The sequence below is a fragment of the Cellulophaga omnivescoria genome (assembly GCF_027915275.1).
GTDB classification, from domain to species: domain Bacteria; phylum Bacteroidota; class Bacteroidia; order Flavobacteriales; family Flavobacteriaceae; genus Cellulophaga; species Cellulophaga omnivescoria.
The window spans coordinates 3,168,700-3,193,475 of record NZ_CP115819.1 but is presented as its reverse complement, the minus strand read 5'-3'; the positions used below and the strand labels follow the sequence as shown (position 1 = coordinate 3,193,475).

Here is a 24,776-nt window from a genome sequence, read left to right as displayed (position 1 = left end):
CGCAATTCTTATGTTTTGAATTTGTAAATTCGATTTTAAGAATACTAATATCGACTTATGAATTTTCTTGCACACATTTACCTTTCCTTTGAAGATGATGAAATTACTATAGGAAATTTTATAGCTGATAGTATTAGAGGTAACAAATACAAACACCTACCAAAAAAAATACAAAAAGGAATTACCTTACATAGGCATATAGATACTTTTACAGACGCACACAAAACGGTACGTAAAAGCACTAAAAAATTACATGAAAATTACGGGCATTACAGTGGTGTAATTGTAGATATTTTTTACGATCATTTTTTGGCTAAAAACTGGAATAATTACTCTGATACTCCTTTAGATGAATTTGTAGAAAAATTTTATGATCTTTTAGAAGACAATTACCTTATACTACCAGAAAACACAAAGCGTATGATGCCTTATATGATTGCTGATAATTGGATACTTAGCTATGCAAGTTTAACAGGTATATCTAAGGTTTTAGACGGAATGAATAGACGTACTAAAAACAAGTCTAAAATGAATTTTGCCATTGTAGATTTAAAAGAACATTACCAAGAGTTTGAGAAAGAATTTACATCTTTTTTTGAAGATTTAACAACTTTTGCTAAACAAAAATATGTGTCTTTGTTAGAGGAAGAATAACCAATTACTACTTCTTCTTGTTACGCTTATTATAGTTTTTGTCTCCTCTAGTTTTTGGTTTCTTATATTTTCTGGCAATTTCAAACTTATAAGAGCCTCCTTTATTTACTTTTTTATTTTTCTCTTTCTTTTCATGAAAGCTTGCACCTCTTTCTTCCTCATTAATTTTAATAGGATTGTGGTGTTCTAATATTTTTGGTCTTTCTTCTGGTATTAGTTCTTTCGATATTTCAACCGTTTCAGGAATTTCTAAAGAAGGAATAGTGTAATCCATCAGTTCCTCAATAGCATCTTTATACTGTTCTTCCTTTTCTGTATAAAATAAAATAGAATTTCCTTGTTCTTCTGCTCTACCTGTTCTACCTATACGGTGCATATAGTTTTCAGGAAAAGTAGGTGTATCAAAATTAATTACATGAGATATTTTATCTAAATCTAAACCACGTGCCATAACATCTGTGGTTACCAATATTCTATTAATACCTTCATCAAACTGATTTATTGAACGTATTCTGTAATTTTGAGTTTTATTAGAATGAATAACACATAATTCATTAGAAAAAATTTCATCTAAAGATTTAAACAAACGGTCTGCAAAACGCTTATTTGCAACAAACACCAATACTTTTTTATAGGTTTCTTTATCCTTTAGCAGATGTACCAATAAGTTGGCCTTGGTGTAAAAATTTGGTACCGCATAGCACGTCTGTGAAATGTTATCTAATGGAGTACCACTAACAGCAATAGATACTTTTTCTGGATTAATAAAAAAGTCGTTTATTAAAATTTCTACATCTTCTGTCATAGTCGCAGAAAACATAATATTTTGTCTGCGTGTTGGCAATAACTCAAAAATGTTAGTTATTTGAAAACGAAACCCCAAATCTAACATTACATCTACTTCATCTATCACTAATTTTTTAATAGATTTTAATTGCAATGCTCTTGCCAAAACCAAGTCGTACAAACGACCAGGTGTTGCCACAATAATATCTGATCCCTGAGATACCATTTGTGCTTGTGTATTCATATTTGTACCACCATAAACCCCCATTACCCGTACATTAATATACTTTGCAAAGCTGTTTATTTGTTCTACTACTTGTAACACAAGCTCTCTAGTTGGTACTAATATTAATACTCTGGGATTTTTTTGCTTAGAAAAAGCTAAATCTTGTAAAATTGGGAGCATATAAGCAAAGGTTTTCCCTGTACCAGTTTGTGCTATACCTATCATATCTTTACCAGACATAACTACAGAAAAGGCTTCTTGTTGTATAGGTGTTGGGGTTGTAAACCCTAAATCATCAATTGCGTAATGCAATTGTTTTTTAAGATTAAAGTCAGAGAAAGATTCCATTTTTACTATTTTAAGCAAAGTTACAAGTTATTTTCTAGTCGTGTAGTAATGACTAAAAAATTAGATTTAAAAAAAACGGTCATAGTAAATATGACCGTTTTGCATACAATATATTGGTATTGTATTATATTCTTTTTACACGAACGGCATTCATACCTTTCATACCTTTTTCTAGTTCGTAGCTTACTTTATCATTTTCAGATATTTCATCAATTAAACCACTAACGTGCACAAAATACTTTTCGTTATTTTCGGCATCAATAATAAAACCAAAACCTTTAGAAGTATCAAAGAAAGAAACTTTACCATTTCTTACCGGATCTTCCTCTTCCATTTCTTCTTTCTTAGGAATTCCTATTATAATGCTTTCGGCGTCAACTTTAACTTTTTTAGCAGGATCTGGAGGAGTATCGGTAAGGTGTCCATTTTCATCAACATAAGCAATCATATCTTCAAACTCACCACCTTTTGAGTTTGCTCTTCTTTCTATTTTACGCTTTGCTTTTTCTTCACGTTTCTTTAAACGTTTTTTTTCTTTTTCTTTTTTACCGAATGTCTGTTGCGATCTCGCCATTAAAATTTACTATTTTTTAGAATTGTACTTAGCCTATGTGGCCACTTAAAAAGGAATGAAGTAAATACGTAGATGTGCGACTTTTAATTAAGAACCTGTCTAGAAAGAACTAGCTTCAGGATTTATAGGAACCACGTGTTTGTGTATTTAAACTTTCTTTTAGGCTACAAATATACAAAATTTAAAATATAAATTGCCGTTAAGCTGTTTTTTCAGAGTTAATTTTTTGATAATTAATGGTTTTAAAACCTTTAACTATTATTTTAATATCTGTTTTACTTGTAACTTAAGTTCTGGCAATACATCTGTTACAAACCATTTATTTTTTGCTTGCCATATATTATTTCTGGGAGAAGGATGTGGTAACACCATATAATTGGGCAAATAGTTATGGTAATTTTTAACTGTTTGTGTAAGTGTTTTTTCAGCCTTATGTCCTAAATAGTAATTATGTGCGTAAGCACCAATTAAAAGGGTTAATTGCACATTTTTTATGTCATCTAAAATTGGCTTGTGCCATAAAGGAGCACACTCTTTTGTTGGTGGTAAATCTCCAGATTTACCCTTACCAGGGTAACAAAACCCCATAGGAATAATGGCTACTTTATCTGTATTATAAAAGTCTTCTTTGGTGATTCCCATCCAGTCTCTTAAATTTTCTCCGCTTTTATCGTTCCAAGGAATACCAGTTTTATGAACTAAACTACCAGGAGCCTGACCAACAATAACAATTTTACTTTTTGAAGACGCACTAACTATTGGTCTTGGACCTAATGCTAATTTTCCACTACAAACAGTACACCTTTTTATTTTTGATAATAACTCTTGCATATTACACGTACAATTTAAAAATTTAAACTATGCTTACTATAAGTTTAGACGTAAAAGTTTAAATAATTATATTTTTTTTAAGTTATTATATTAGAGGTTGCAGGTATTAATATTTAATTTTGTTTAAAATGGATAATTTACACCCTTAAAAATATACAAAATGAGTTTACTTTCTGATAATGTAATACCAGGTAACCACGGTAAAATTTTTACTACCAATGCTAAAGAACAAGTAGAAGTTGCTAAAGTTGTAGAAGCTATACTAACCGTTAGTGGTATTAAAGATGTATTAGTAAATACAGATGTTTTCCCTGCAGAACTTACAGTGCATACTACAGAAATAGTTGAAATTGATAAAGTTGAGAACGCAGTTAAACCAACAGGTTTTCATGCAATTCCTAAAGGTGGCTTGTTTCAACTATAGCTAACAAGGTTAACCACTAACAAGGTAACAACATTTATAAAATACAAAAGCAGCCAATATTGGCTGCTTTTTTTATATTACAAATTAGTCTGTAACATCTTCTAATTCTTTTAATAATGTTTCTGCAGAACTTGTTATTTTCTTATAACAATTGTATCCCCATTTAGATATTAAAATCATTACTATAATTAGTACTGGTAACAACCAATACCATATAACGTTTGTTGTTGTAAAAATATCTTTATTTTTAAATAGCTTAGAAAAAACTGGTATTACTAAAAGTAAGGCTACAAAATTTAAGTAAATCCCTAACTGCTGCACTAGCAATAGGTTATTTTTAGCCTTTACATATTTTTTTAAGGTTATTGCATAACTGTCTACATCAATTTTTATTGCTTTAATAGCATACAAAGATTTTAATACAAATGAAGGTAAGGTAATAAAATAAGCTATTAACAAAACGCCACATAAAATAAGATACCAAGTATCTAACTTACTAAAATTTAACAAGATAATAATTGCTGTAATAAAACATATACACGCTCCAAGTGTTTCATAGGTAGCTAATTTGGTAAATTTATGGGTATAACGTTCTTGTGTCATTTTTAAAATTAAAGTATTTGTTAATTTTTTTTGATGTTCTAAATCTTTTCCCATTTTTTCCCAAACGTTTTGCATATCTTCAATATTCATAGTTATTGTTTTAAAATGTTATTTTTCAACTTTTGTTTAATTCTAGAAATTTTAGTTCCCACGTTACTTGCTGTAATTCCAATAATTTCTGCTATTTCTTCGTACTTTTTTCCTTCTAACAGCAATAACATTAATGCTTTTTCTAAAACATTTAATTGCTGTATTTGTGCATATACCAATTTTAATTGATCTTCATAAATAGGATTGTAATTTTCTGTTTGTTGTAACACCACTTTTTCTATAGGTATACTTTTTGGTCCTTTAGTGCTCTTTTTTAGTTTAGTTAATGCAGTATTTAAAGCTACTCTATACATCCAGGTACTAACTTTAGATTGGTTTTTAAAACTATCATAAGATTTCCAAAGTTGATACACAATGTCCTGGTACAAATCTTGCTGATCTAACTTATTATTGGTGTAAACCGTTGTAACCTTAAAAATTAATCCTTGGTGATCTTGTATTAACTGTACAAATTTTTCTTCCTTGCTCATAAGCAACTTTCATTTATAACATTAGTATAAGGTACTTTAAAAAAATCACACTTTATTGCATAAAAAAACCCCTAAATTATTTAGAGGTTATGTTTTTACTGGTAATTACAAACAGTTTTAATGTGCAATACTGTTGTAATCTTGTTGTGTATCTACGTCTATTTCTTTACCATTAGGTTCTACCATTACAATTTCACTTGCATGTTTTATAAGAATCTCCTTAGCTCCAAAATCTTCATTTAATTGTCTTAACTCTGCAAAATATTCAGAATCAAAAATAGCAGGCACTCCTACTCTGTCTCCATAATTTGTAGCAACTATAGTGCTAACAGATGTAGAAAATAAACTAACCATTTTTGTAAGGTAAGCACTGTCTATTAAAGGCTGGTCTGCCAATGATATTAACACAGCATTATACTCTTCATCTAGTTTTTGTAATTCTACAATTCCGTGAGCAATAGAACTCCCAAGTCCTTTTTTCCAATTTAGATTGTTAAAAACTTGTTTTTCTTTAACATTAATTTCTTTTTTAATTTCGGCTGCGTTTGCCCCTAAAACCACATAAACATCTAACAGAGCTGTGCTCTCTGCTTGTTGTACTGCATTGCCCAAAAGTGTTGTATCTTTATAAGGCAATACTTGTTTAGTTTGTTGCATTCTAGTTGATGATCCCGCAGCTAAAATAAGATTAGCTATTTTCATTGTTATAGTTTAGTTGTGTATTTTTCCAATTTTGTCTTTTAGTTGTATAGGCTTTGTTTTTCTTATTACGGTTAATATTTCAGCTACTATTGCTATAGAAATTTCTTGAGGTGTTTCTGCTCCAATATGCAACCCTGCTGGACCGTGAATTACATCTAAAAAAGCATCATTAACCTCTGGGTATTGTTCTATAAATTCATTTAATAATTTTTCTCTTCTGGTTGTTGGTCCTAATAAACCTATATATATTGGCTGTGCATTTTTTAATGCCAATAAATATTGTAAATCTTTTACATAGCTATGGGTCATTAAAACCACAGCTGTTTGGTTATCTATTTTAGAAACATCTAATTCTTCTGGCATTGTAACTTGTAAACTCTCTGCTCCCGGAAAGTCTAACAATTGTTTTTCTTCTTTTGGAATAACACAAACAGTAACTTCCCAACCTGTTAATGCCGCATAAGATGTTAATTGTACTGCATCATGTTCTGCTCCAATTATCATTAATTTAAAACAAGGCTCTAAATTCTGAATAAATGCAGGCAACTCTTCATTTAGTTGAAACTTATTATAAACTGCATATTTTTCATTAAAAAAACTAAAAACAGATCCAAAACTGCTATTTTCCGTGTCTTTTTGCTCAAAATACGATGTTATACTAAATTCTAATCTATCTTTAACTACTTTCCAAAATGTATTACAAAAATCTTCATTTGGTGTAAAAGGCTCTAATAAAACATATAAAATACCTTCGCAACCTAACCTATATCTTCCATCATACGTCATTACTTTGGCTACACCAGTGGTAAAAACAGTTGCCGCTTGGCGTATAACTTCCTTTTCTACGCAGCCTCCACTTACAGCGCCAATGGTTTCATCGTTGTCTAAAATTAGCATACGTACACCAGGTCTTCTGTACGATGATCCTTTTAAGGCTACCACAGTTGCTAAAACTGCTTTTATGTTATGCTTTTTAGCTTTAGTGTAAGCTGTTATAATTTTTTTTAGCTCGTGCGTCATTTTTACAATAATCTCCTTGTTTGTATAAAAGGAACTAAAGTCCCTAGGCTATAACTGTTATTGTTTGGTGCAATACAAATAAAACCATCGCAATTTGCCAAACTCGTTAAATCTCCAGAACCATTTTCTACAATTCTGTTTGCAAGTAGTTTACCGTTAGTAAAAGTAACTTTCACACGTAAAAATAAGGTTAAACTACCTTTATTATCAAGTTCTTCGTTTAAAATAACATAATTGTTAGAAACCGTTAAACCTAAACTTTTTTGTAGCCAAGGTTTAAAATAAATGTGATAATTGGCAAAGGTAGATGCTGGGTTACCAGGAAACGAAAAAATTACCGTATTGGTGGCTTGGTGTACACCAAACCAAAATGGTTTACCTGGTCTTTGTAATACTTTATGAAACACTTTTTTTACACCCAACTCTTGCAAGACAGCCGGCAAATAATCAAACTTACCCTTGCTAACTCCACCACTTAACAATAAAACGTCATTAGTTTGCAAAGCAATTTCTAATGCCTTTTTAATAGCCTCCTTATTGTCTTTTAAATGTAGAGAATCTGCCACAATATGCTCTTGTAGCAAAGCAGCGTGTAAAGAATTAATGTTAGACTTACGTATTTGGTGTGCTAAAGGAACCTCATCTACTTCTACCAACTCATTACCTGTTGCTATAGTTGTTATTTTAGGTAACTTTTTTACCAAAACATTAGCTAAACCAACAGCAGACAATACGCCAACTTCTGCAGCAGTAATAAGCGTGTGTTCACCCAAAACAGTTGCACCTTTAGGTTCATCACTACCTTTTAAGTGTATATTTTGACGTAATACTGGTGTTTTATGAAGTTTAGCAATGTCATTCTCTATGCTTATATCCTCATACATTACAACAACATTTGTGCTGTTTGGTACAACCGCACCTGTCATAATCTCTACACAAGATGTACTATCTTTTAGCTCTATTGTAGGATTACCCGCCGGAATTACAGCTTCAATTTTAAAAGAATTTTGACCATTTTTTATTGCCGAATATGACAATGCTATGCCATCTTTTGTAGCTCTATTAAAAGGTGGAAAATCTCTATCGGCTTTAACGTCACAAGCTAAAACTCTGCCTACGGCATCTTTTAATTGTACTTTTTCTGTACCATAATTTACATTATACTGTAAAACCTTATTGTAAGCTTCTTTAAATGTTATCATTTACACTGTTTCTAAACTTCTGTAGGCGTTAATACCACCCTCTACATCTATAACATTAATACTATTTTTAAGTAATTGGTTTTGTGCCATTTTACTACGCATACCAGACTGACAAATTACATATACCGTTGTATCTTTTTTTACTTTGGAATGATGAATACCTAGTTCTGCTAACGGAATATGTGTAGAACTGGGAATATGAAAAACATTGTACTCTTCAATAGTACGCACATCTATTAATTGAAAACTAGTGTTTGTATTAACCAACTGTTTAAAATCTTTTATATTTATAGATAAACCTACAGAACAACCATTATCTCCGTAGGAATCTTCTAATTCTGTTCGTTTTAAATTTTCTTTTACAGTAGTAAACTTTATTTTGTTATATGTTTGTTGCAAACCATTAAATAATAGTAATTGACCAGATAAGACCTCTCCTACACCAGTTATTAGTTTAACGGTTTCTAAAGCCTGTAAATTACCAATAATACCAGGTACAACACCTAAAACACCATTGTCATTACAATTAGGAATTTCGTTAGCAGCTGGCATATTAGGAAACAAGCAGCGGTATGTTGGTCCGCCTTGGTAGTTAAAAACACTTAACTGACCTTCAAAACCTTGAATTGCACCCGATACAAACGGTTTATTTAAAATAACACAAGCATCGTTAACCAAATACCTAGTTGCAAAATTATCTGATGCGTCTACAATAACATCAAAACCAGATACAATATCTAATACATTTTCTTTTGTTAAAAAAGTATTGTATTGTTTAAAAATAGTAGTACTATTCTGTGCTTTTAGTTTGTTTATAGCAGTTGCTAACTTAGATGCTCCAACCTCTGCTTCTGTATACAACACCTGACGTTGCAAATTGGTAATATCTATAGTGTCTGCCTCTACCAAACCTAAAGTACCAACACCCATAGCATTTAGGTATTGTAATACAGGAATACCCAAACCACCTACGCCAACAACTATAACTTTGGCATTAGTTAATTTCTCCTGTGCAACCTCACCAAACTCTTTTAATACGGTTTGTCTAATATACCTCATCTTTATATGATAAAACTACTTAATAACTTGTTCTTCTATTTTCTGTAATGCAGCTTTATACTCTTCTTTAGAGTTTGCATTTAGTAGTACTGTATCTTGTTCTGGATATACCAATTTAATATCAGAATTAATTAAAAATTTACGCGGACAGCTACCATTACCTGCATTTAAATATGCTTTAGATATTTTTAAAGCCTCTGGCTCCCAAATGGCACATAAAGGCTCTGGTAGTTTACTTTCTTTGGTGGCAAAAGCAGTTGCTAGTTTAGTATAATCTCTTTCTTTTATTAGTTGCTGTAGAGCAGTTAAGTCTATCAATGGTAAATCACAAGCTAAAATTAACCAAGCAACATTAGAATTGGTATTATATGCACTTAACAAACCATTGTACGGTCCTTTAAATTTATTTTCATCTACAATAACCCTTTCTTGGTTAGCAAATTCTTGCTTTTGGTCTTCTCTAATGCTATAAAAAGTACTATCACAAACAGTGCTTAATAAATTATACAAGTACTCTCTTTGCGGAATATTATGGTAGGTAATTGCACCTTTATCAGTTCCCATTCTAGTGCTTTTACCACCAGCCAATACTAGTCCGTATAGTTGTGTTTTATTCAAAATAAAAATTGTTTATGATTTTTTTGTTGGTCATTAACCACCAATAGATGTCATTGAGTTGCTAAAAATGCCTTCGTATTTTTGTTGAGCTTCAAATCCTGTTTTAGCCCTACTGCCAATGGCTTTTATAATTTGTTGTTTAACAGCTTCATTAGAATTACCTTCTCTTAAAAGGGCTCGTACATTAGCACTTGGTTTAGCATACAAACATGTAATTATATCTCCGGTGGCAGAAATACGTAATCTATTACAAGAACCACAAAATGTTCTACTAAAAGAGGGTATTAACCCAAACGTACTTTTATGACCTTTAATTTTATAGTTAATAGATGTTGATGTTGCGGGCGACTCTAATTTTTCAATATCTGAAAAAGTTGTTTTAATATGGTTAAATATACTTTTATAATCCCACTTTATGGTTGAAAACTCTTTAGAACCTCCATTAAATGGCATTTCTTCTAAAAACCTAATAGAAACGTTATAATGCTTCATTAGTTCTAAAATAGAAATTATATCCTCTGTATTTTGTCCGTCTAAAACAATAAAGTTTATACGCACATTAAAACCCTCTGAAATTAGTTTAATTAAATTACCATAAACAGTATCATACGTATCTCTACGTGTAATTTTATTAAATGTTTGCTTGTTAATTGCATCTAAACTCACATTTATATTGGTAATACCTAATTCTTTTAATTCTTTTATATACGGACCAATTAATGTTGCATTTGTAGTAATAGATATATCATCTAAACCATTTAAAACGGATAGTCTACGTAATAAAACCATAAGGTCTTTACGTACAAAAGGCTCGCCTCCAGTAATTCTAATTTTATTAATACCCTCAGAAACCACTATCTCACTAAGCTTTACCAATTCATCAATAGTAAAAAGCTTATTATTTTTTGCAAAGTTAATTCCCTCAGACGGCATACAGTAGTTGCAACGCAAATTGCATCTATCTGTAACGGCTAAGCGTAAGTAATTTATTTTTCTATTATGATTATCTATCAACATTATTCTCCTTTCGTTTGGCTATAATTTATCCACCACTTACTGGTGGTATTAAAGCAATTTCATCTGTCTCTTTTAAAGTAGTACTTTCTTCTGCATAACTATTATTAACAGCTATGGCTAAAGACGACAGCTTTTTTAAATCTGGATATGTTTTTTGCAAGTAAGAATGTAAATCTCTTACTGTTTTTTGTGTATTGGTAAAGTTTGTAATGTCTAACACACTAGAACCAATAATATCTTTGGTTATTCCAAATAGTAAAATTTTCATAGTTAACCAATAATCTCTTTTTTCTGCATTTTTAAATGCTCTGGGTTTTTAGTAAAAGGCTGTTGTGTAAACCTATGTCCTGTTACCGCTTTTAATGCATTTGCAACAGCTGCACCTGCTGGTGGTAAAGTTGGCTCTCCTAAACCTGTTGGTGCTAAAGTATTTTGCACAAAATGAGTTTCTACCACAGGAGCTTCTTTCATTCTTATTAACCTATACGTATCAAAGTTTTTAGAAGATGGCACACCTTTGTTAAAAGCAAAATCTCCATACATTGCATGGCCAATACCATCTACAACACCACCTTGAGCTTGGTTTTCTGCTCCTATTGGGTTTACTACAATACCACAATCTATAACACAAGTAACTTTTTTAACTACAGGTTGGCCATTAACCACCTCAACATCTGCTACTTCTGCAACGTGAGAGTTATGACAATAATACGCTGAAAAACCTTGGTAGATGTTTGCTGTTGTTTTTCCCCAGTTAGATTTTTCTACCGCCAATTTTATAACATTCTCTAAGCGCTCTGGAGAATACTCTATTTTTTCATCTGTAGTACCTTTTACTTTTTGTAAAAGGTCTAGTCTCATTTGTACACGGTCTACATTTAACTCATCTGCAAGTTCATCAAAAAAACTTTGCTCTGCAAAAGCTAAAAAATTGGTATAAGGAGCACGCCAAGCACCTGTTGTAACTTTACTTTGGTAATTTGCAGCATCAACCTTATAATTCTCTATAGCTCCTGCAGGAAAAAAGTTAGGAATTAACCCATACATATTTCCATTTACAGCAGCCTCCCTTAAGTGGTAACCAGTTATTTTACCATTTTTTATAGCTGCCTTTATCTTATATTTAGATGCTGGCCTGTATATACCTGCCGTCATATCATCTTCTCTAGAGTACACAACCTTAATTGGCTTTTTTGCTAAGTTGGATATAGTTGCTGCCTCTATGGCAAAATCTCCATACAGACGTCTACCAAAACCACCTCCCATACGAGTCATTTCTAAATGCACCTCATCAGGCTTTCTTCCTAAGTTACTTGCTATAGTTGCAGCCGTACGCTGTGGTGTTTGTATAGGACCAACCAAATGAATTTTATCTGCAGTTACATTTGCATAAAAATTCATAGGCTCCATACAATTATGAGGTAAAAAAGGAGCTTCGTAAATACGCTCTAATATTTTATCTGCTTCTGCAAATGCTTTATTTACATTTCCATCTTCTCGTAATACTTTAACTTCTTTACCTTGTAATAATTTTTTAAGTATTTTATCGTGGTCTTCTGTACTCTCTAATGGTGTATCTATACTCCATTCTGCCTTTATAGTTTTTTTAGCTTTAAAAGCAGACCAAGTGTCTTTTGCTAGTACGGCAATTTTATTATCAAACTCAATAATATCTATAACGTTACCAGATGCTTTAGCCTCTGAAGCATCAAAAGAAACAAGTTTTTTACCAAAAGCTGGCGAACGTACTACAGCAGCATACAACATACCATCTGCCTTATAGTCTATACCATATAAAGGTTTACCAGTAATAATTTTATCTATATCAACATTTACAGCATCTGTACCAATTATGGTAAAATCTTTAGGGTGTTTTAAACTAACATTTTCTGGAACATCCAGTGCTGCCGCTTCAGTAACAACTTCGCCGTAACCTAAAGTATCACCATTGGCATTGGTAATTACACCGTTTTTTGTAGTACAGCTACTAGGGTCTACTCCCCAACGGGCTGCTGCTGCATTTACTAACATTTGCCTAGCTGTAGCACCTGTTTGGCGTAGCGGCTCCCAACCTAAGCGAATAGACTGGCTACCACCTGCCACTTGCCTTTGATAGTTTACAGTATCTAAATCTCCCTGTACTACATTTACATTACTCCAAGCTACATCTAACTCCTCTGCAATTAACATAGGCATTGCTGTTTTTACACCCTGACCTATTTCTGGATTGGGAGAAAATAAAGTTACTGCCCCGTTCTCTGCTATTTTTATATAGGCGTTAAAGTCTTTATAATCTAAATCTGCTAAATCTACAGGCGCTTTTGCATTAGGCTTACAAGAGTTAAAAAGATTAAAACCAATTAATAATCCGCCACTTGCTAAAGAAGACGTTCTTATAAAATTTCTTCTACTAAAAGTTATTTTTTTGTCTGACATAGTTGTTGCTTTTAAATTAAGAGATTATACTAATTTAGTTGCAGCAACTTCTACTGCTTTATGAATTCGGTTATAGGCAGCACACCTACATATATTACCGTGCATTGCGTTTTTAATTTCTTCTGAAGACGGACTACTATTTTTTGCTAAAAAAGCAGAAGCCGTCATAATTTGTCCGGCTTGGCAGTAACCACATTGTGGCACATCTACTTCTTTCCAAGCCTCTTGTACAGGATGTAAACCATCTGTAGACAAGCCTTCAATAGTGGTAACTTCTTTATCTGCAATAACACTTATTGGCGTAGAGCAACTACGCATTGCCGTACCATTAATGTGAACCGTACAAGCACCACACTGGCCTATGCCACAACCAAACTTAGTACCTACTAAATTTAATTGGTCTCTTAACACCCACAATAAAGGTGTATCTTCACTAACATTAACTGTTTGTTGTTTTCCGTTAATCTTTATTGAGTATGTTGGCATATTTGCAAGTTTATTGGTGAAACAATTAAGAGTATATTTTTTGCAAACACAATTTACCAAAAAAATTAGGATTAATTGGTACAATTTTAACTAATGCTAGCTGTGTAACTATTTAATAACAAACCTTAACATTTTTTAACAGGCTTTACTGTAGTAAACCATAATTTTGTACGTTTACAGGCGTTAACACTAATGAACATAAATTATTATATATGAAATTGAATTGGAAAATTTTTTCTGTTTTTTGTTTAACGTTACTAGCAATTGCTTGTGGTAACGCAGATGATGATGTAAAATTTGACTTTAATGACAAAGGAGAACTAGGAAAAGGAACAACAGTAGACGATTGCCTTGGTTTTGGCGAGAATAATCTAATATTATCAATACAAGAACAATACACAGCTAAACCTTCTAAGGTATCCGTTTTTTTTAAAGTATCTGATGCTAACGGTAACCCTGTAGTAGGTTTAGTAGAAGATGACTTTACAATATATGAACAAGGTAGAAATGATGATTGCTTTAATAAAATATCTACTACCGAGTCTTCAAAAAATATATCTCCTAACGGACAAATATTTAATAACAGCACATTACTTGTATTAGATTTAAGTAAAAGTGTATTAGATAGTAGTTTAGAAGAATTAAAAGCTGCGTCTATTAGTTTTATAAATAATGTAATGCCAGAGGAAGACAAAAAAAGTGATTCTTTTACAATGAGTATTCATTGGTTTGATGGCGAAGATAAATTACATGAATTAAACCCTTTAACTTCATCTAGAAACGAATTAATAGCTGCTATAGAAAGTATAACAGGCAATATTAGTTCTGATGCCTCAACAGATTTATATGGAGCAGCAATAAGATCTACAGATTTAGCTAGTAAATATTTAAAAGATAATACAGCAAAAGATGTTATTGGAGCTGCGTCTGTAGTTTTATTTACAGATGGTACAGACCAAGCATCTAGATATACTAAAGCTGCTGCATTAAAAAAGGTAACGGATGCAGACCCCAACCTATCCTTTTTTACTATTGGTTTAGGTAGTGAAATTGATACTGATATATTAAAAGAGCTGGGTAAAACATTTAGTGTATTTGCAAGTAATAAAGAAGAATTAGAAACTACTTTTAATGAAATTTCTGCTAAAATATCTGAAAGAGCAAATAGTTTTTACTTATTTGAGTACTGTACTCCTAAAAGAGACGGTAGTGGCACAAGTAATTTGGTTATACAAGTTAAAAAAGATGGCAGAGAAGGCGCTGTACAAACCAAATTTAGTGCAGACGGGTTTACTGGTGGTTGCAGCTTATAATATAAAATTTATAAACTATAATTATAAGAGCTTCTATAAAAAGAAGCTCTTTTTTTATGCATTAAAAGTAGGGTTTTCCTAGCTATAGTTGTTTTAATAATATACCAAGCAATTTGTATGTATTTAAAATACAATTACAAACCAATTACTAACACTATAACATATATTAAAATGGGAATACTAAAAGAAATTATCCACGAAAGTGCCATAGGCAACAAACCAGCAATTTACAAAGCATTTGTAATAAGTGTATTTGTTAGTATTGTAATAATTAGTTTTACAATGCTAACGGCAATCCTAAAAAACCCACAACAGGTAATTACAGGTTTTGGATACTAATTGTTTTTTTAACTATTAATAATAACCTATAACACTTTAGCAGACTTACAATATTTATTTTGCCAAACTCTCATATTTTTAGATATACTTTAACCTTTGTTATTGTATATCTAAAAATGTTGTATAACCTCAATAAGTATTTTTAATTGATACTATAAACTACATCTAATTATCATATTACAATCTTTTTACTAAAATTAAATCTGTTTTGTAAAAACTACTATTTTTGGTACTAGCTTAATATGTTATTTATGAAAAATTTAAAAAGAGTTTTACTTGTTTTGTTAGTTGTTTTAATTGTAGCTGTGGTTTACAATTACCCTAAATTAAACATGATTTCTGGTTATGCAGCTAAAAATATGGCTTCTAATGTATATGTTGCTAATAGAAAAGCCCAAGACGTAAATAAAGTAGATAACAATGTGCCTTTAATAAAGTTAGCAAACTCTAAAATTGATAAAAGCACTAAAAGTGCTACGTCTTCTGTATATGGTTTAATGCCTCGTAAAGCGGTATACAGAGACGGCTTGGGAGCTGTTTTAATTAATGATGATTATGACCCAACTAAGTTTATACTACAACCCAAAAGAGACTTTACTAAAACAGGTTTACCTTTTCCTTATGGCAATAAAGACCAGAAAGATACTGTTTTTAACAATGTAGATTATACCAAGTTATCAAAAGCAATAGATTTAGGATTCTCTAATCCTGATATACAAAAAACTAGAAGTACCATTGTTATATATAAAGACCAAATTATTGCAGAACAGTATGCTGGTGGCTTTACTAAAGACACTAAAATTTTAGGTTGGTCTATGACAAAAAGTATAGTTTCTACCCTATATGGTATTTTACAATGTAACGGTAAGTTAAATGTAAACCAATTGGCACCCATTAAAGAATGGCAAAATGATGATAGAAAAAATATTACTTATAATCATTTATTACGCATGCAAAGTGGTTTAGAATGGGATGAAAATTACACTGAAATATCTGACGCTACTAAAATGTTGTTTTTAGAGGCTGATATGACCTTGGTACAACAAAAAAAAGAAGCAATAGCGAAACCAACAGAAATTTGGAACTACTCTTCAGGCACCTCTAACCTGTTGTCTGGGTTACTCAAAAAGAATTTTAAATCTCATCAGGAATATTTAGATTTTCCGTACGCTAGCTTAATAGATAAAATAGGAATGCATTCTATGCTAATTGAAGCAGATATGGAGGGCAATTACGTAGGTTCTTCTTATGGTTGGGCAACTACAAGAGATTGGGCTAAATTTGGTTTATTATACCTACATAAAGGCAATTGGAACGGAGAAAGAATTTTTGATGCCAATTGGGTAGATTATGTTTCTAAACCAACAATCCACTCTAACGGCACCTATGGTGCACATTTTTGGCTAAATGCAGAAGGTAGGTTCCCAGATGTTCCTAAAGATATGTACTACGCTAGTGGCTACCAAGGACAATATGTTTTTGTTATACCATCTAAAAATTTAGTTGTAGTTAGAACCGGTTTAGCTACCTACCCTATTTTTGATTTAAATGGTTTTTTAGGCGGAATTACAAGTGCAATAAAAAATTAGAAAAGTACTACAACATACTTACTTGTTATAACCACAAATATGAAGCTGTTTACAACAATAAATTTTTAAAACTTTACATAGATTATATATTTACAGTGTAGTTTAGTTAGAATAAAATTTTTCATTTTCATATAGTGTTCTCATAAAAGAGTCTTGTTTTTGCCGACAAGACTCTTTTTTTTTATTTAAAACACTAGCTTAGAGTTAATTATTCTTTTTTTAAAAGCATTTATAGAGCGCTGTAAAATTTGTAACATCAAAAAAGACTATGCTTACCACAAAAAAGAGTGCTTTTACAACAATAAATTCAATAAAGAATAAAGTAGTTATATATTAGAAGTGTAATTAAAATAGAATAAAATTTTCATTTTCATATAGTGTTCTCGTAAAAAGAGTCTTGTTTTTGCCGACAAGACTCTTTTTCAATTTAACCCCTTTTTAGCTTTTAAATACCCTGCATAAAAAAAAGTGCTCAGTTTTACACTAAACACTTTTTTATATTACTTTATTTTAAAAAATTAATCCTCTGGGGGATACCCGTGAATTAATTCAAAATCTCTATCAAAATTTTCTCTTAAATAAGCCGTTAATCTCTTCTTATAATCGTCCTTTAACCAGCTTAAAAAATTATAGGTACTTCTACTTATACACTTTGCATACATTTGTATACGGTAATCTATATCTACGTCTAATAATTTAGCTAAAGCTAAGGCATCATAAACATCTTCGCTATTTTCTATACAAATTTTTGCATGCTGCTCTATAGAACGCTCCAATACAACTTTAGAAGATTCACCCGCAGAAACTGCATTTACATAAGTTTCTTTGATATCAAAATAAACCTCTTCAGACTTTGCAAATTGCTCCCTAATTTCTTCAGGCATTTCATGCTTAAAAGTGCTTTCTATTTCTTCATCGTTCTTTAAACGATCCATATAGAAATTAGGATTATGAAAAATTGTTTGCCAATCTAAATCTGCTCCCCAAGGTCCAAATCTATGGTAATTATTACCTAAATCTATTACTGTAAATTTAGATTTGTTATTAAGTATACGAGAACCACGACCAATCATTTGGTAATACAAAGTTAACGACTTAGTAGCCCTGTTAAGGATAATGGTATCTATAGTAGGTTCATCAAAACCAGTAGTTAATATACTAACAGATGTTAGTATAGCATCTGGAGTTTCTTTAAACCATTTTAGTATTTGTTTACGCTGTTTTTTTGTAGCTGTATTATCTAGGTGCATTACAGGAAAACCAGCATCTTTAAACGTATAATACACCTGTATAGATGTATTAATACCGTTATTAAATATTAATGTTTTTTTACCTTTAGAGTGTTCTTTATAAGCTTCTACAAGCTTATCTAACATTGCAGTACTAGAGTATAAATCTTCAGAAGATTTTACAGTATAATCTCCGTTAGAACCAATTTCTAATGAGGTTAACCCCATATTATATTGGTGAACTTCTGCACGTGCCAGAAATTCGTTTTCTATAAGAGAACAAATGCTTTCTCCTGTAATTAACTCATCATAATTATCTTTCATAGGCAAGTTCTTGTTAGAACTTAAAGGCGTAGCGGTTACACCTAGTATAAAAGATTTATCAAAAAACTTAAACAGTTTTGTAAATGAATTGTAGTGCGCCTCATCAATAATAACCAATCCAATATCAGAAATATCTAACATATCATCATTTAAACGATTGTTAAGTGTTTCTACCATTGCAACAAAACAACTATACCTTTCTTGGTCATCTAAATTTGCTGTACTGTTTACTACCTTACTAATTACACCAAAACTATCTAACATTTTAGACGTTTGGTTACACAGTTCTACACGGTGCGTCATAATCAACACCTTTTTTTGGTGATGCTTAAGGTATTGCCTAACTATTTCAGAAAAAATAACCGTTTTACCACCACCTGTAGGTAATTGGTACAATAAATGGTGGTCATCTGGAGCTGTTTCAAATCGCTCAAAAATCTCATTTAGAGCTCCTTTTTGGTAGTCGTACAGCTCTTTATCTGTCTTCTTTTCTTGTAGTTCGAAAGCAGTCTTCGTCATAGTATCCATTTCTAATTGGGCTGCAAAAATACGCCCTTTACTGCGTTTTTAACGAATAATTAGCTAAAAAACTATTCACAATTTTTCAAAAAAATATGGATATCGTAAAATTTAAGACTTTTTTCCTATTCGGTTAGAGAATCTAGAGAATATCATAATTTTTTTCTTGGTATTAATAAAATAAACTCCTGTTAAAAGTACAACCGCAGCTACAATAGATTGGGTTGTAATGTTTTCATCTAAAAAATACCATCCTAAAAGCAATGCTATTATTGGGTTAACATACGTAGATGTAGCTACTTTTTCTGGGGAAACAAACTTTAATAAATAATTAAAAGAGGTAAATGCTACTATGCTTCCAAAAACAATTAATAACAACATTGCCATTTGCGTTTTACTTTGCCACTGTGTTGGGAGCGACCAGGTTTCTCCAAAACAAAAACTTGCAATTAATAAAAACAGACCGCCAGATAACATTTGGTAACCAGTGTTTACAAAATAATTTTTTGGCAAATCGGATTTTGCAACAAACAAACTACTACTAGACCAACTAACCATACAAACAAAAATCATTATCATTCCTAATAAAGACCCTTCTTTATTTACCACTTGTTTTTGGCTTACTAATAGATAAATACCAATAATGCCCAAAACTACGCCTACAATAGACATTGGTTGTATTTTTTTCCTTGTACAATCCTCATTAACAACAAAACCACTAAAGGTTGTGCAGATATTTCTAAAGCTGCAAAACCACTATCTACATATTTTAATGCCCAAACCACTACTCCATTGCCTAAGGCTAAAAATAAAAAACCCGCAATTACAGTATTTACTAATTGCCTAGCCGTAATTTTTAATTTAAATTTTAAAAATTTGCTAATTATAAATACAAGTGTACCTGCCGTTATAAAACGTATTGCCGCTAACATAAAAGGAGGTAATTCTGTTACTGCAATTTTATTTAGCAAATAGGTAGATCCCCATATAACATATATAGAGAAAAAAGCCAATATTATTAATGTTGTGTTAGATGATTTACTCATAATAATTGGGGATTAAAAATAAGCTACAAAAGTAAGTATTACTTTTAAGTTAATTAGAGTAATATAAAGCCATAATTTAGTTCTTATCATACATCAATGTAAATTAAAAAATAGCTATTTAAATTTGTATTAATCTATTACATAGTTATGAAAACAGTATTACACAAAGCAACAACAAGAGGACACGCTAATCACGGTTGGTTAAAAAGCTACCATACTTTTAGCTTTGCAAATTACCAAGATTTAGAACGAATGAATTTTGGTGCACTGCGGGTACTAAACGATGATAAAGTAAGTGAAGGTAGAGGTTTTGGTACACATCCTCATAAAAATATGGAAATAATATCTATACCATTAAAAGGCGACTTGCAGCACCAAGACAATATGGGAAATGCTACCATTATTAAAGAAGGAGATATACAAGTAATGAGCGCTGGCACAGGTATAATGCATAGTGAGTACAATAAAAACAAAGACAAGCCAGTAGAGTTTTTGCAAATTTGGATTATTCCTAATAAAACTAATGTTAAACCCAGATATGATCAAATATCTTTAAAAGAGCTAGAAAAACCGAACTCGTTCTATCAAATATTATCTCCTGATACTAATGATGATGGTGTGTGGATTTACCAAGATGCCTGGTTTAATTTAGGTACTTTTACAGAAGATACTACTACAAACTATGCTTTAAACAAAAAAAACAATGGTGTTTATGCTTTTGTTTTAGAAGGTAATGTTGGTATTGAAGGTGAGCAATTGAGTAAACGTGATGGTGTTGGTTTATGGGAAACAGACAATATAACTATAAATGCTAGTAAAAATAGTAAAGTATTGTTAATGGAGGTTCCTATGGTTATTTAACCATATATTTAATACTTGGTAAAGTTTTACTTTGCCAAGTCTTTACGTATTCGGCTTAAACTCTCTGGTGTAATACCTAAATATGATGCTATCATCCATTGTGGCACACGCAACAAAACATCTGGATATAATTTTACAAACTCTACATACCTAGTTTTAGCAGAAGCTCCTAACAGTAAATGTATTCTTCGGTTTAAATGACGAATATGATTGTGTAATAGTTTTTCATTTTTTTTTCTAAAAGAAGGATTAAGTTTTGCTACTAGTTCTATAAAATCTTCATCTAATAGCACAACAGTTGTGTCTTCTAAAGCATCTATAAAATAGTTTGATGGTTCTTTAAAATACACACTATCTCTATCCGTTACAAACCAATTTTCTGTGCCAAATTGCAGAATATTTTCTTTACCATTTTCATCTAAACCATACAAGCGTAACAGTCCTTTTTCTACGTAAAATGTATGCTTACAAATATCTCCTGCTATTAAAAGTTGTTCTCCTTTTAGTACTTTTTTAATTTTTATTTGGGACTCTAATTCTTTATAAGCTGTAGCTTTTACCCCCATTTTACTGATAAGATAGATTTTAAAATTTTGCAGCATAATTAAATTATTGATGATAAAAATACTCTTATTATCTTACTCTAGTTTTCTTTGTAATACAAGCATTTCTTTATTCTTTTCCTTACGCTCTATCACAGGATACATAACAACTGCATAGCCGTTATCACTTGTTTTATTAATGTTAGATATAATTAAATTAGAGTAGCTAAACTCTATAACCTCTCCATTAATTAAATTTTTAAATCCACGGGTATCTTTACTGTAAAAGAGCTCTAAAATTTTATCCTTTTTTATAACTAACCAACCGTTGCCAAATTCTGTATTAAAACGTACAATACAGGTATTAACATTAATTTTTTCTGGTTGCCAGGTGTTAAACAATTCATCTTTTATATCTACTAATAATTTAGACGTACAAGTAGCATTAACCGATATTGTTTCAATACTTAGCTTCCCATTTTCTTCGGTTAATACAAAAGAGTTAGAATCAAAAGATAAACTAATAATTTCTCTAAAAAAGTTAGTAGAAGCTATAAATTCCCTACGTTTTATTTCTTTTCCCTTTTCATCTATTTGCCTGTGTAGCCAAGTAGTTCCTGTATTAGACAGTAAATGAATTTCGTTATTTTGTATAAATATTTTATTGTTTCTAGGTAATGGTACTTTTATATTATGTTTTTTTTTGAGGATATTATCTTTAAACTCTATTGCTAATAGTTTGTCAGGCTTTTTATCGTTCCAAATATCAACATCATAAAAAATTGAAAACTGATTAGAAACCCCTATAAATTTACCTGTGAAAGGTCTATTCCCTTTTGGTAATTTAGTTTCTTCTCTATTAAAAAGCGGAATACTAATTTCTAATTGTTTGCTTGGGTGGTAAGGAACAACAGACACGTAATTTTCTAAAGACGGACTAAAAAATAAGGTAGGCAAAACCCCATCTTCTTCTTTAAAGTTTTCTGCTTTCCCCTTGTTATCTATAATTGTATATACCAGATTATAACCACCGTCTTCATTATAAGCATAACTTGCCACTAAAGTTTGATCTTTATAAGAAATACTATTTTTTACAGATATTCCGTTTGGAATTTCTAATGTTGTAACTACACCAAAACTTGACTCCTGATTAGTAAATATAAAAGGTGATATTTTCTCTATATTTTTCATATACTAACTTGTAGTTTTTACCATTTTTTTGTTTGCAACCTAACAGCATTTAATATTGCCAACAAAGCAACACCAACATCTGCAAAAACCGCTTCCCACATTGTTGCCAATCCGGCAGCGCCTAAAAGTAGCACAATTAGTTTTACTCCAAAAGCTAATGCTATATTTTGCCAAACAATTGCTCTTGTAGATTTACCAATTTTTATTGCCTTTACAATTTTAATTGGCTCGTCTGTTTGTATAATAACATCTGCTGTTTCAATAGCTACATCACTACCTAAACCACCCATTACTATACCAACATCACTAACTGCTAGTACAGGAGCATCATTAATACCGTCTCCAACAAAAGCCACAATTGCATTGGGATTCTTCATTAGCTCTTCTACCTCCTTTAGTTTTTGTTCTGGTAATAAATCCCCTTTAGAACGTAAAACATTAATTTGTTTGGCTACATTTTTAGTGATGGACTCTCTGTCTCCAGAAAACATATAAAAATCCTTTACGCCAATTTTGTAAGCTTCAGAAACAGTTTCTTTGGCATCCTCCTTAATTTCGTCTGCTATAATTACATAACCAACAAATTCACCGTTTATGGCAACCAAAACACTAGACTCTACAATATCTTCTATTTCTGTTAATACATCAATTTTATAATCTAATAAAAGGGCTGCATTACCAACTAATACTTTTTTATTGTTAACAATACCCCTAATGCCCTTGCCTGCAATTTCTTTTACATCTGTTGCGGTAAACGGTTCTCTTAATGGATAGTCTAACAAAGCTTTTGCAATTGGGTGTGTAGAAGTTGCTTCTAATGCAAGAGTATATTTCATTAGTTCAGACTCACTAATGGTAAAAGCCTTAATCTCTTGTATGGTAAAAATACCTTTAGTTATAGTGCCCGTTTTATCCATAGCTAAAGTATTCACTTTTGCAATTGTATCTAAAAAAGAGGCTCCTTTAAATAAAATTCCATTGTTAGACGCCGCACCTAAGCCCCCAAAATAACCTAATGGTATAGAAATAACCAGTGCACAAGGGCAAGAAATTACCAAAAAAATTAACGCTCTATATAGCCAATCTGCAAACACATAATTGGGAACAAAAAAGTACGGTAAAAAGGTTAATCCAATAGCTAAAAATACAACTGCAGGGGTATATATTTTTGCAAATTTTCTAATAAACAACTCGGTTTTAGATTTACGGGCGGTTGCATTTTGTACCAAATCTAAAATGCGTGCAATAGAACTATTCTTAAATTCTTTGGTTGCCTTTACTTCTATTACATTTTGCAAGTTTATACTACCGGCATAAACTATTGTATTTTTTATTATTCTCTGTGGTTTACTTTCTCCTGTTACAGCTGCTGTATTTAAATATGCATTTGTAGAAAGCAAAACTCCGTCTATCGGAATTTTTTCTCCCGTTCTTACCTGCACAGTCTCTCCTATTTTTATAGAACTTGGCAAAACTGAAACGTAAGAATTAGACCTTAAAACTAAGGCCTTATTAGGTCTAACATCTAACAATGCTTTTATGTTACGTTTTGCTTTGGTTACCGCTGCACTTTGAAAAAATTCTCCAATTGTATAAAAAAGCATTACAGTAACGCCCTCTGGATATTCTCCTATAACAAAAGCACCTAATGTGGCAATAGACATTAGTAAAAACTCTGTAAAATAGCTACCTCTTTTTATACTTTCTATTCCTTTTTTTAAAACAGGTAACCCAACTGGCAAATATGCTGTACTATACCAAAGAACTCTAAACCAACTTTTAAAAAAAGGACTAAAATTATAGTAGTCTGCAGCAATACCTATTAATAACATTAAAGAACTTAGTATTGCTGGTATATATTTTTTTAGATTAGAATTTGTATTAAAATTACTGTAACCATAGTTACGTGTTAATTTGTTTATTTTTTTCTTCTCATTATGCTCTCTCATACCCAAATTTCTATAAAATATACGTGTAACAATAGTATATTGGACTTAAATAAACTTGTTACAAATTTTACTTCTTAAGATATGGTAATAAAAAATTAAGAGCATCACAAATAAATATTGTATTTACTTTGTGCACATACCCCATATTTATGAGAATAGAAAAATAATAAAGCGTAAAAACGTTTTATATGAATAAAATAATATTACGACTAATAAACCGTTATTAAACCGATCTACACTTAAAATTAATATTTTTTTATGTTTATAATATGTTAATATTAAAAGTGGAATGTTAGATTTGCAAAAT

The 24,776-nt window shown here is 31.2% G+C and carries 24 protein-coding genes and 1 pseudogene; 6 read left to right on the top strand and 19 right to left on the bottom strand.

What is annotated here, in order from left to right:
- Positions 1–57: 57 nt before the first annotated feature.
- Positions 58–654, top strand: a complete 597-nt coding sequence (locus PBN93_RS14080) for an acyl carrier protein phosphodiesterase (RefSeq protein ID WP_077405850.1) — start codon at positions 58–60, stop codon at positions 652–654.
- Positions 655–661: 7 nt separating this feature from the next.
- Here the strand turns inward: PBN93_RS14080 and PBN93_RS14075 are convergent, their stop codons facing one another.
- The 3 genes from PBN93_RS14075 to PBN93_RS14065 all read right to left on the bottom strand — a co-directional run bounded on the left by PBN93_RS14075 (position 662) and on the right by PBN93_RS14065 (position 3,419).
- Positions 662–2,014: a DEAD/DEAH box helicase gene (locus PBN93_RS14075; RefSeq protein WP_271080907.1), complete on the bottom strand. Its 1,353-nt coding sequence runs from the start codon at positions 2,012–2,014 to the stop codon at positions 662–664.
- Between the two features lie 124 nt (positions 2,015–2,138).
- Complete coding sequence (locus PBN93_RS14070) at positions 2,139–2,588, bottom strand: cold-shock protein (RefSeq protein ID WP_077405844.1); 450 nt, start codon at positions 2,586–2,588, stop codon at positions 2,139–2,141.
- Between the two features lie 258 nt (positions 2,589–2,846).
- Positions 2,847–3,419, bottom strand: coding sequence for a uracil-DNA glycosylase family protein (locus PBN93_RS14065; RefSeq protein WP_077405841.1), 573 nt, complete (start codon positions 3,417–3,419; stop codon positions 2,847–2,849).
- Between the two features lie 160 nt (positions 3,420–3,579).
- Between PBN93_RS14065 and PBN93_RS14060 the strand changes: the two genes are divergently transcribed.
- Positions 3,580–3,843, top strand: coding sequence for a hypothetical protein (locus PBN93_RS14060; protein ID WP_077405838.1), 264 nt, complete (start codon positions 3,580–3,582; stop codon positions 3,841–3,843).
- Positions 3,844–3,927: 84 nt separating this feature from the next.
- On the opposite strand, the gene PBN93_RS14055 is transcribed toward PBN93_RS14060, so the two are convergent.
- The 11 genes from PBN93_RS14055 to PBN93_RS14005 all read right to left on the bottom strand — a co-directional run bounded on the left by PBN93_RS14055 (position 3,928) and on the right by PBN93_RS14005 (position 13,567).
- Positions 3,928–4,536 carry a hypothetical protein gene (locus tag PBN93_RS14055; protein ID WP_077405835.1) on the bottom strand — a complete coding sequence of 203 codons (609 nt, stop codon included), beginning with the start codon at positions 4,534–4,536 and terminating at the stop codon, positions 3,928–3,930.
- Between the two features lie 2 nt (positions 4,537–4,538).
- On the bottom strand, positions 4,539–5,027 hold the full coding sequence (locus tag PBN93_RS14050; protein ID WP_077405832.1) for a sigma-70 family RNA polymerase sigma factor: 489 nt from the start codon (positions 5,025–5,027) through the stop codon (positions 4,539–4,541).
- A 117-nt stretch (positions 5,028–5,144) separates the two neighbouring features.
- Positions 5,145–5,729 carry a nucleotidyltransferase family protein gene (locus PBN93_RS14045; RefSeq protein WP_077405829.1) on the bottom strand — a complete coding sequence of 195 codons (585 nt, stop codon included), beginning with the start codon at positions 5,727–5,729 and terminating at the stop codon, positions 5,145–5,147.
- 9 nt (positions 5,730–5,738) lie between these two features.
- On the bottom strand, positions 5,739–6,749 hold the full coding sequence (locus tag PBN93_RS14040) for an XdhC family protein (protein ID WP_077405826.1): 1,011 nt from the start codon (positions 6,747–6,749) through the stop codon (positions 5,739–5,741).
- Between the two features lie 2 nt (positions 6,750–6,751).
- Positions 6,752–7,951 (bottom strand): molybdopterin molybdotransferase MoeA, encoded by a 1,200-nt coding sequence (locus PBN93_RS14035; RefSeq protein WP_271080906.1) that lies wholly within the window; start codon positions 7,949–7,951, stop codon positions 6,752–6,754.
- Positions 7,952–9,010 (bottom strand): HesA/MoeB/ThiF family protein, encoded by a 1,059-nt coding sequence (locus PBN93_RS14030; protein ID WP_333780827.1) that lies wholly within the window; start codon positions 9,008–9,010, stop codon positions 7,952–7,954.
- Positions 9,011–9,025: 15 nt separating this feature from the next.
- Positions 9,026–9,628, bottom strand: coding sequence for an NTP transferase domain-containing protein (locus tag PBN93_RS14025; protein ID WP_271080905.1), 603 nt, complete (start codon positions 9,626–9,628; stop codon positions 9,026–9,028).
- Between the two features lie 33 nt (positions 9,629–9,661).
- Positions 9,662–10,645: a GTP 3',8-cyclase MoaA gene (moaA, locus tag PBN93_RS14020; RefSeq protein WP_271080904.1), complete on the bottom strand. Its 984-nt coding sequence runs from the start codon at positions 10,643–10,645 to the stop codon at positions 9,662–9,664.
- A gap of 25 nt (positions 10,646–10,670) precedes the next feature.
- Positions 10,671–10,913 carry a MoaD/ThiS family protein gene (locus PBN93_RS14015; RefSeq protein WP_271080903.1) on the bottom strand — a complete coding sequence of 81 codons (243 nt, stop codon included), beginning with the start codon at positions 10,911–10,913 and terminating at the stop codon, positions 10,671–10,673.
- A gap of 2 nt (positions 10,914–10,915) precedes the next feature.
- Positions 10,916–13,081, bottom strand: coding sequence for a xanthine dehydrogenase family protein molybdopterin-binding subunit (locus tag PBN93_RS14010; protein ID WP_271080902.1), 2,166 nt, complete (start codon positions 13,079–13,081; stop codon positions 10,916–10,918).
- 24 nt (positions 13,082–13,105) lie between these two features.
- Complete coding sequence (locus PBN93_RS14005) at positions 13,106–13,567, bottom strand: (2Fe-2S)-binding protein (RefSeq protein WP_077405805.1); 462 nt, start codon at positions 13,565–13,567, stop codon at positions 13,106–13,108.
- A gap of 212 nt (positions 13,568–13,779) precedes the next feature.
- Here PBN93_RS14005 and PBN93_RS14000 point away from each other — a divergent pair, with 212 nt between their 5' ends.
- The 3 genes from PBN93_RS14000 to PBN93_RS13990 all read left to right on the top strand — a co-directional run bounded on the left by PBN93_RS14000 (position 13,780) and on the right by PBN93_RS13990 (position 16,808).
- The gene (locus PBN93_RS14000) at positions 13,780–14,880 is read left to right on the top strand and encodes a vWA domain-containing protein (RefSeq protein ID WP_077405802.1); all 1,101 of its coding nucleotides are present in this window, start codon (positions 13,780–13,782) and stop codon (positions 14,878–14,880) included.
- Positions 14,881–15,051: 171 nt separating this feature from the next.
- The gene (locus PBN93_RS13995) at positions 15,052–15,219 is read left to right on the top strand and encodes a hypothetical protein (protein ID WP_271080901.1); all 168 of its coding nucleotides are present in this window, start codon (positions 15,052–15,054) and stop codon (positions 15,217–15,219) included.
- 251 nt (positions 15,220–15,470) lie between these two features.
- Entirely contained in the window at positions 15,471–16,808 is a 1,338-nt protein-coding gene (locus PBN93_RS13990; RefSeq protein WP_271080900.1) for a serine hydrolase domain-containing protein, read from the top strand.
- 518 nt (positions 16,809–17,326) lie between these two features.
- On the opposite strand, the gene PBN93_RS13985 is transcribed toward PBN93_RS13990, so the two are convergent.
- Together PBN93_RS13985 and PBN93_RS13980 are read right to left on the bottom strand one after the other, a co-directional pair.
- Positions 17,327–18,880, bottom strand: a complete 1,554-nt coding sequence (locus PBN93_RS13985) for a DEAD/DEAH box helicase (protein ID WP_271080899.1) — start codon at positions 18,878–18,880, stop codon at positions 17,327–17,329.
- 111 nt (positions 18,881–18,991) lie between these two features.
- Positions 18,992–19,926 (bottom strand): annotated as a pseudogene (locus tag PBN93_RS13980) (EamA family transporter).
- Between the two features lie 147 nt (positions 19,927–20,073).
- Between PBN93_RS13980 and PBN93_RS13975 the strand changes: the two are divergent.
- Positions 20,074–20,787 carry a pirin family protein gene (locus PBN93_RS13975; protein ID WP_271080898.1) on the top strand — a complete coding sequence of 238 codons (714 nt, stop codon included), beginning with the start codon at positions 20,074–20,076 and terminating at the stop codon, positions 20,785–20,787.
- A 26-nt stretch (positions 20,788–20,813) separates the two neighbouring features.
- Here the strand turns inward: PBN93_RS13975 and PBN93_RS13970 are convergent, their stop codons facing one another.
- The 3 genes from PBN93_RS13970 to PBN93_RS13960 all read right to left on the bottom strand — a co-directional run bounded on the left by PBN93_RS13970 (position 20,814) and on the right by PBN93_RS13960 (position 24,469).
- Complete coding sequence (locus PBN93_RS13970; RefSeq protein WP_271080897.1) at positions 20,814–21,353, bottom strand: Crp/Fnr family transcriptional regulator; 540 nt, start codon at positions 21,351–21,353, stop codon at positions 20,814–20,816.
- Positions 21,354–21,425: 72 nt separating this feature from the next.
- Entirely contained in the window at positions 21,426–22,520 is a 1,095-nt protein-coding gene (locus tag PBN93_RS13965) for a hypothetical protein (RefSeq protein ID WP_271080896.1), read from the bottom strand.
- Positions 22,521–22,537: 17 nt separating this feature from the next.
- Positions 22,538–24,469 (bottom strand): heavy metal translocating P-type ATPase, encoded by a 1,932-nt coding sequence (locus PBN93_RS13960; RefSeq protein ID WP_271080895.1) that lies wholly within the window; start codon positions 24,467–24,469, stop codon positions 22,538–22,540.
- Between the last annotated feature and the right edge of the window lie 307 nt (positions 24,470–24,776).

What these genes read in the sequence shown, in the direction of transcription:
- PBN93_RS14000 (WP_077405802.1), top strand. Translation starts at nt 13,780, where the DNA reads ATGAAATTGAATTGGAAAATTTTTTCTGTTTTTTGTTTAACGTTACTA.
- PBN93_RS14050 (WP_077405832.1), bottom strand. Translation starts at nt 5,027, where the DNA reads ATGAGCAAGGAAGAAAAATTTGTACAGTTAATACAAGATCACCAAGGA.
- moaA (WP_271080904.1), bottom strand. Translation starts at nt 10,645, where the DNA reads ATGTTGATAGATAATCATAATAGAAAAATAAATTACTTACGCTTAGCC.
- PBN93_RS13985 (WP_271080899.1), bottom strand. Translation starts at nt 18,880, where the DNA reads ATGACGAAGACTGCTTTCGAACTACAAGAAAAGAAGACAGATAAAGAG.
- PBN93_RS14070 (WP_077405844.1), bottom strand. Translation starts at nt 2,588, where the DNA reads ATGGCGAGATCGCAACAGACATTCGGTAAAAAAGAAAAAGAAAAAAAA.
- PBN93_RS14045 (WP_077405829.1), bottom strand. Translation starts at nt 5,729, where the DNA reads ATGAAAATAGCTAATCTTATTTTAGCTGCGGGATCATCAACTAGAATG.
- PBN93_RS14010 (WP_271080902.1), bottom strand. Translation starts at nt 13,081, where the DNA reads ATGTCAGACAAAAAAATAACTTTTAGTAGAAGAAATTTTATAAGAACG.
- PBN93_RS14015 (WP_271080903.1), bottom strand. Translation starts at nt 10,913, where the DNA reads ATGAAAATTTTACTATTTGGAATAACCAAAGATATTATTGGTTCTAGT.
- PBN93_RS14065 (WP_077405841.1), bottom strand. Translation starts at nt 3,419, where the DNA reads ATGCAAGAGTTATTATCAAAAATAAAAAGGTGTACTGTTTGTAGTGGA.
- PBN93_RS13965 (WP_271080896.1), bottom strand. Translation starts at nt 22,520, where the DNA reads ATGAAAAATATAGAGAAAATATCACCTTTTATATTTACTAATCAGGAG.
- PBN93_RS13960 (WP_271080895.1), bottom strand. Translation starts at nt 24,469, where the DNA reads ATGAGAGAGCATAATGAGAAGAAAAAAATAAACAAATTAACACGTAAC.
- PBN93_RS14060 (WP_077405838.1), top strand. Translation starts at nt 3,580, where the DNA reads ATGAGTTTACTTTCTGATAATGTAATACCAGGTAACCACGGTAAAATT.
- PBN93_RS13990 (WP_271080900.1), top strand. Translation starts at nt 15,471, where the DNA reads ATGAAAAATTTAAAAAGAGTTTTACTTGTTTTGTTAGTTGTTTTAATT.
- PBN93_RS14035 (WP_271080906.1), bottom strand. Translation starts at nt 7,951, where the DNA reads ATGATAACATTTAAAGAAGCTTACAATAAGGTTTTACAGTATAATGTA.
- PBN93_RS14030 (WP_333780827.1), bottom strand. Translation starts at nt 9,010, where the DNA reads ATGAGGTATATTAGACAAACCGTATTAAAAGAGTTTGGTGAGGTTGCA.
- PBN93_RS14075 (WP_271080907.1), bottom strand. Translation starts at nt 2,014, where the DNA reads ATGGAATCTTTCTCTGACTTTAATCTTAAAAAACAATTGCATTACGCA.
- PBN93_RS14055 (WP_077405835.1), bottom strand. Translation starts at nt 4,536, where the DNA reads ATGAATATTGAAGATATGCAAAACGTTTGGGAAAAAATGGGAAAAGAT.
- PBN93_RS13970 (WP_271080897.1), bottom strand. Translation starts at nt 21,353, where the DNA reads ATGGGGGTAAAAGCTACAGCTTATAAAGAATTAGAGTCCCAAATAAAA.
- PBN93_RS14005 (WP_077405805.1), bottom strand. Translation starts at nt 13,567, where the DNA reads ATGCCAACATACTCAATAAAGATTAACGGAAAACAACAAACAGTTAAT.
- PBN93_RS13995 (WP_271080901.1), top strand. Translation starts at nt 15,052, where the DNA reads ATGGGAATACTAAAAGAAATTATCCACGAAAGTGCCATAGGCAACAAA.
- PBN93_RS14040 (WP_077405826.1), bottom strand. Translation starts at nt 6,749, where the DNA reads ATGACGCACGAGCTAAAAAAAATTATAACAGCTTACACTAAAGCTAAA.
- PBN93_RS13975 (WP_271080898.1), top strand. Translation starts at nt 20,074, where the DNA reads ATGAAAACAGTATTACACAAAGCAACAACAAGAGGACACGCTAATCAC.
- PBN93_RS14080 (WP_077405850.1), top strand. Translation starts at nt 58, where the DNA reads ATGAATTTTCTTGCACACATTTACCTTTCCTTTGAAGATGATGAAATT.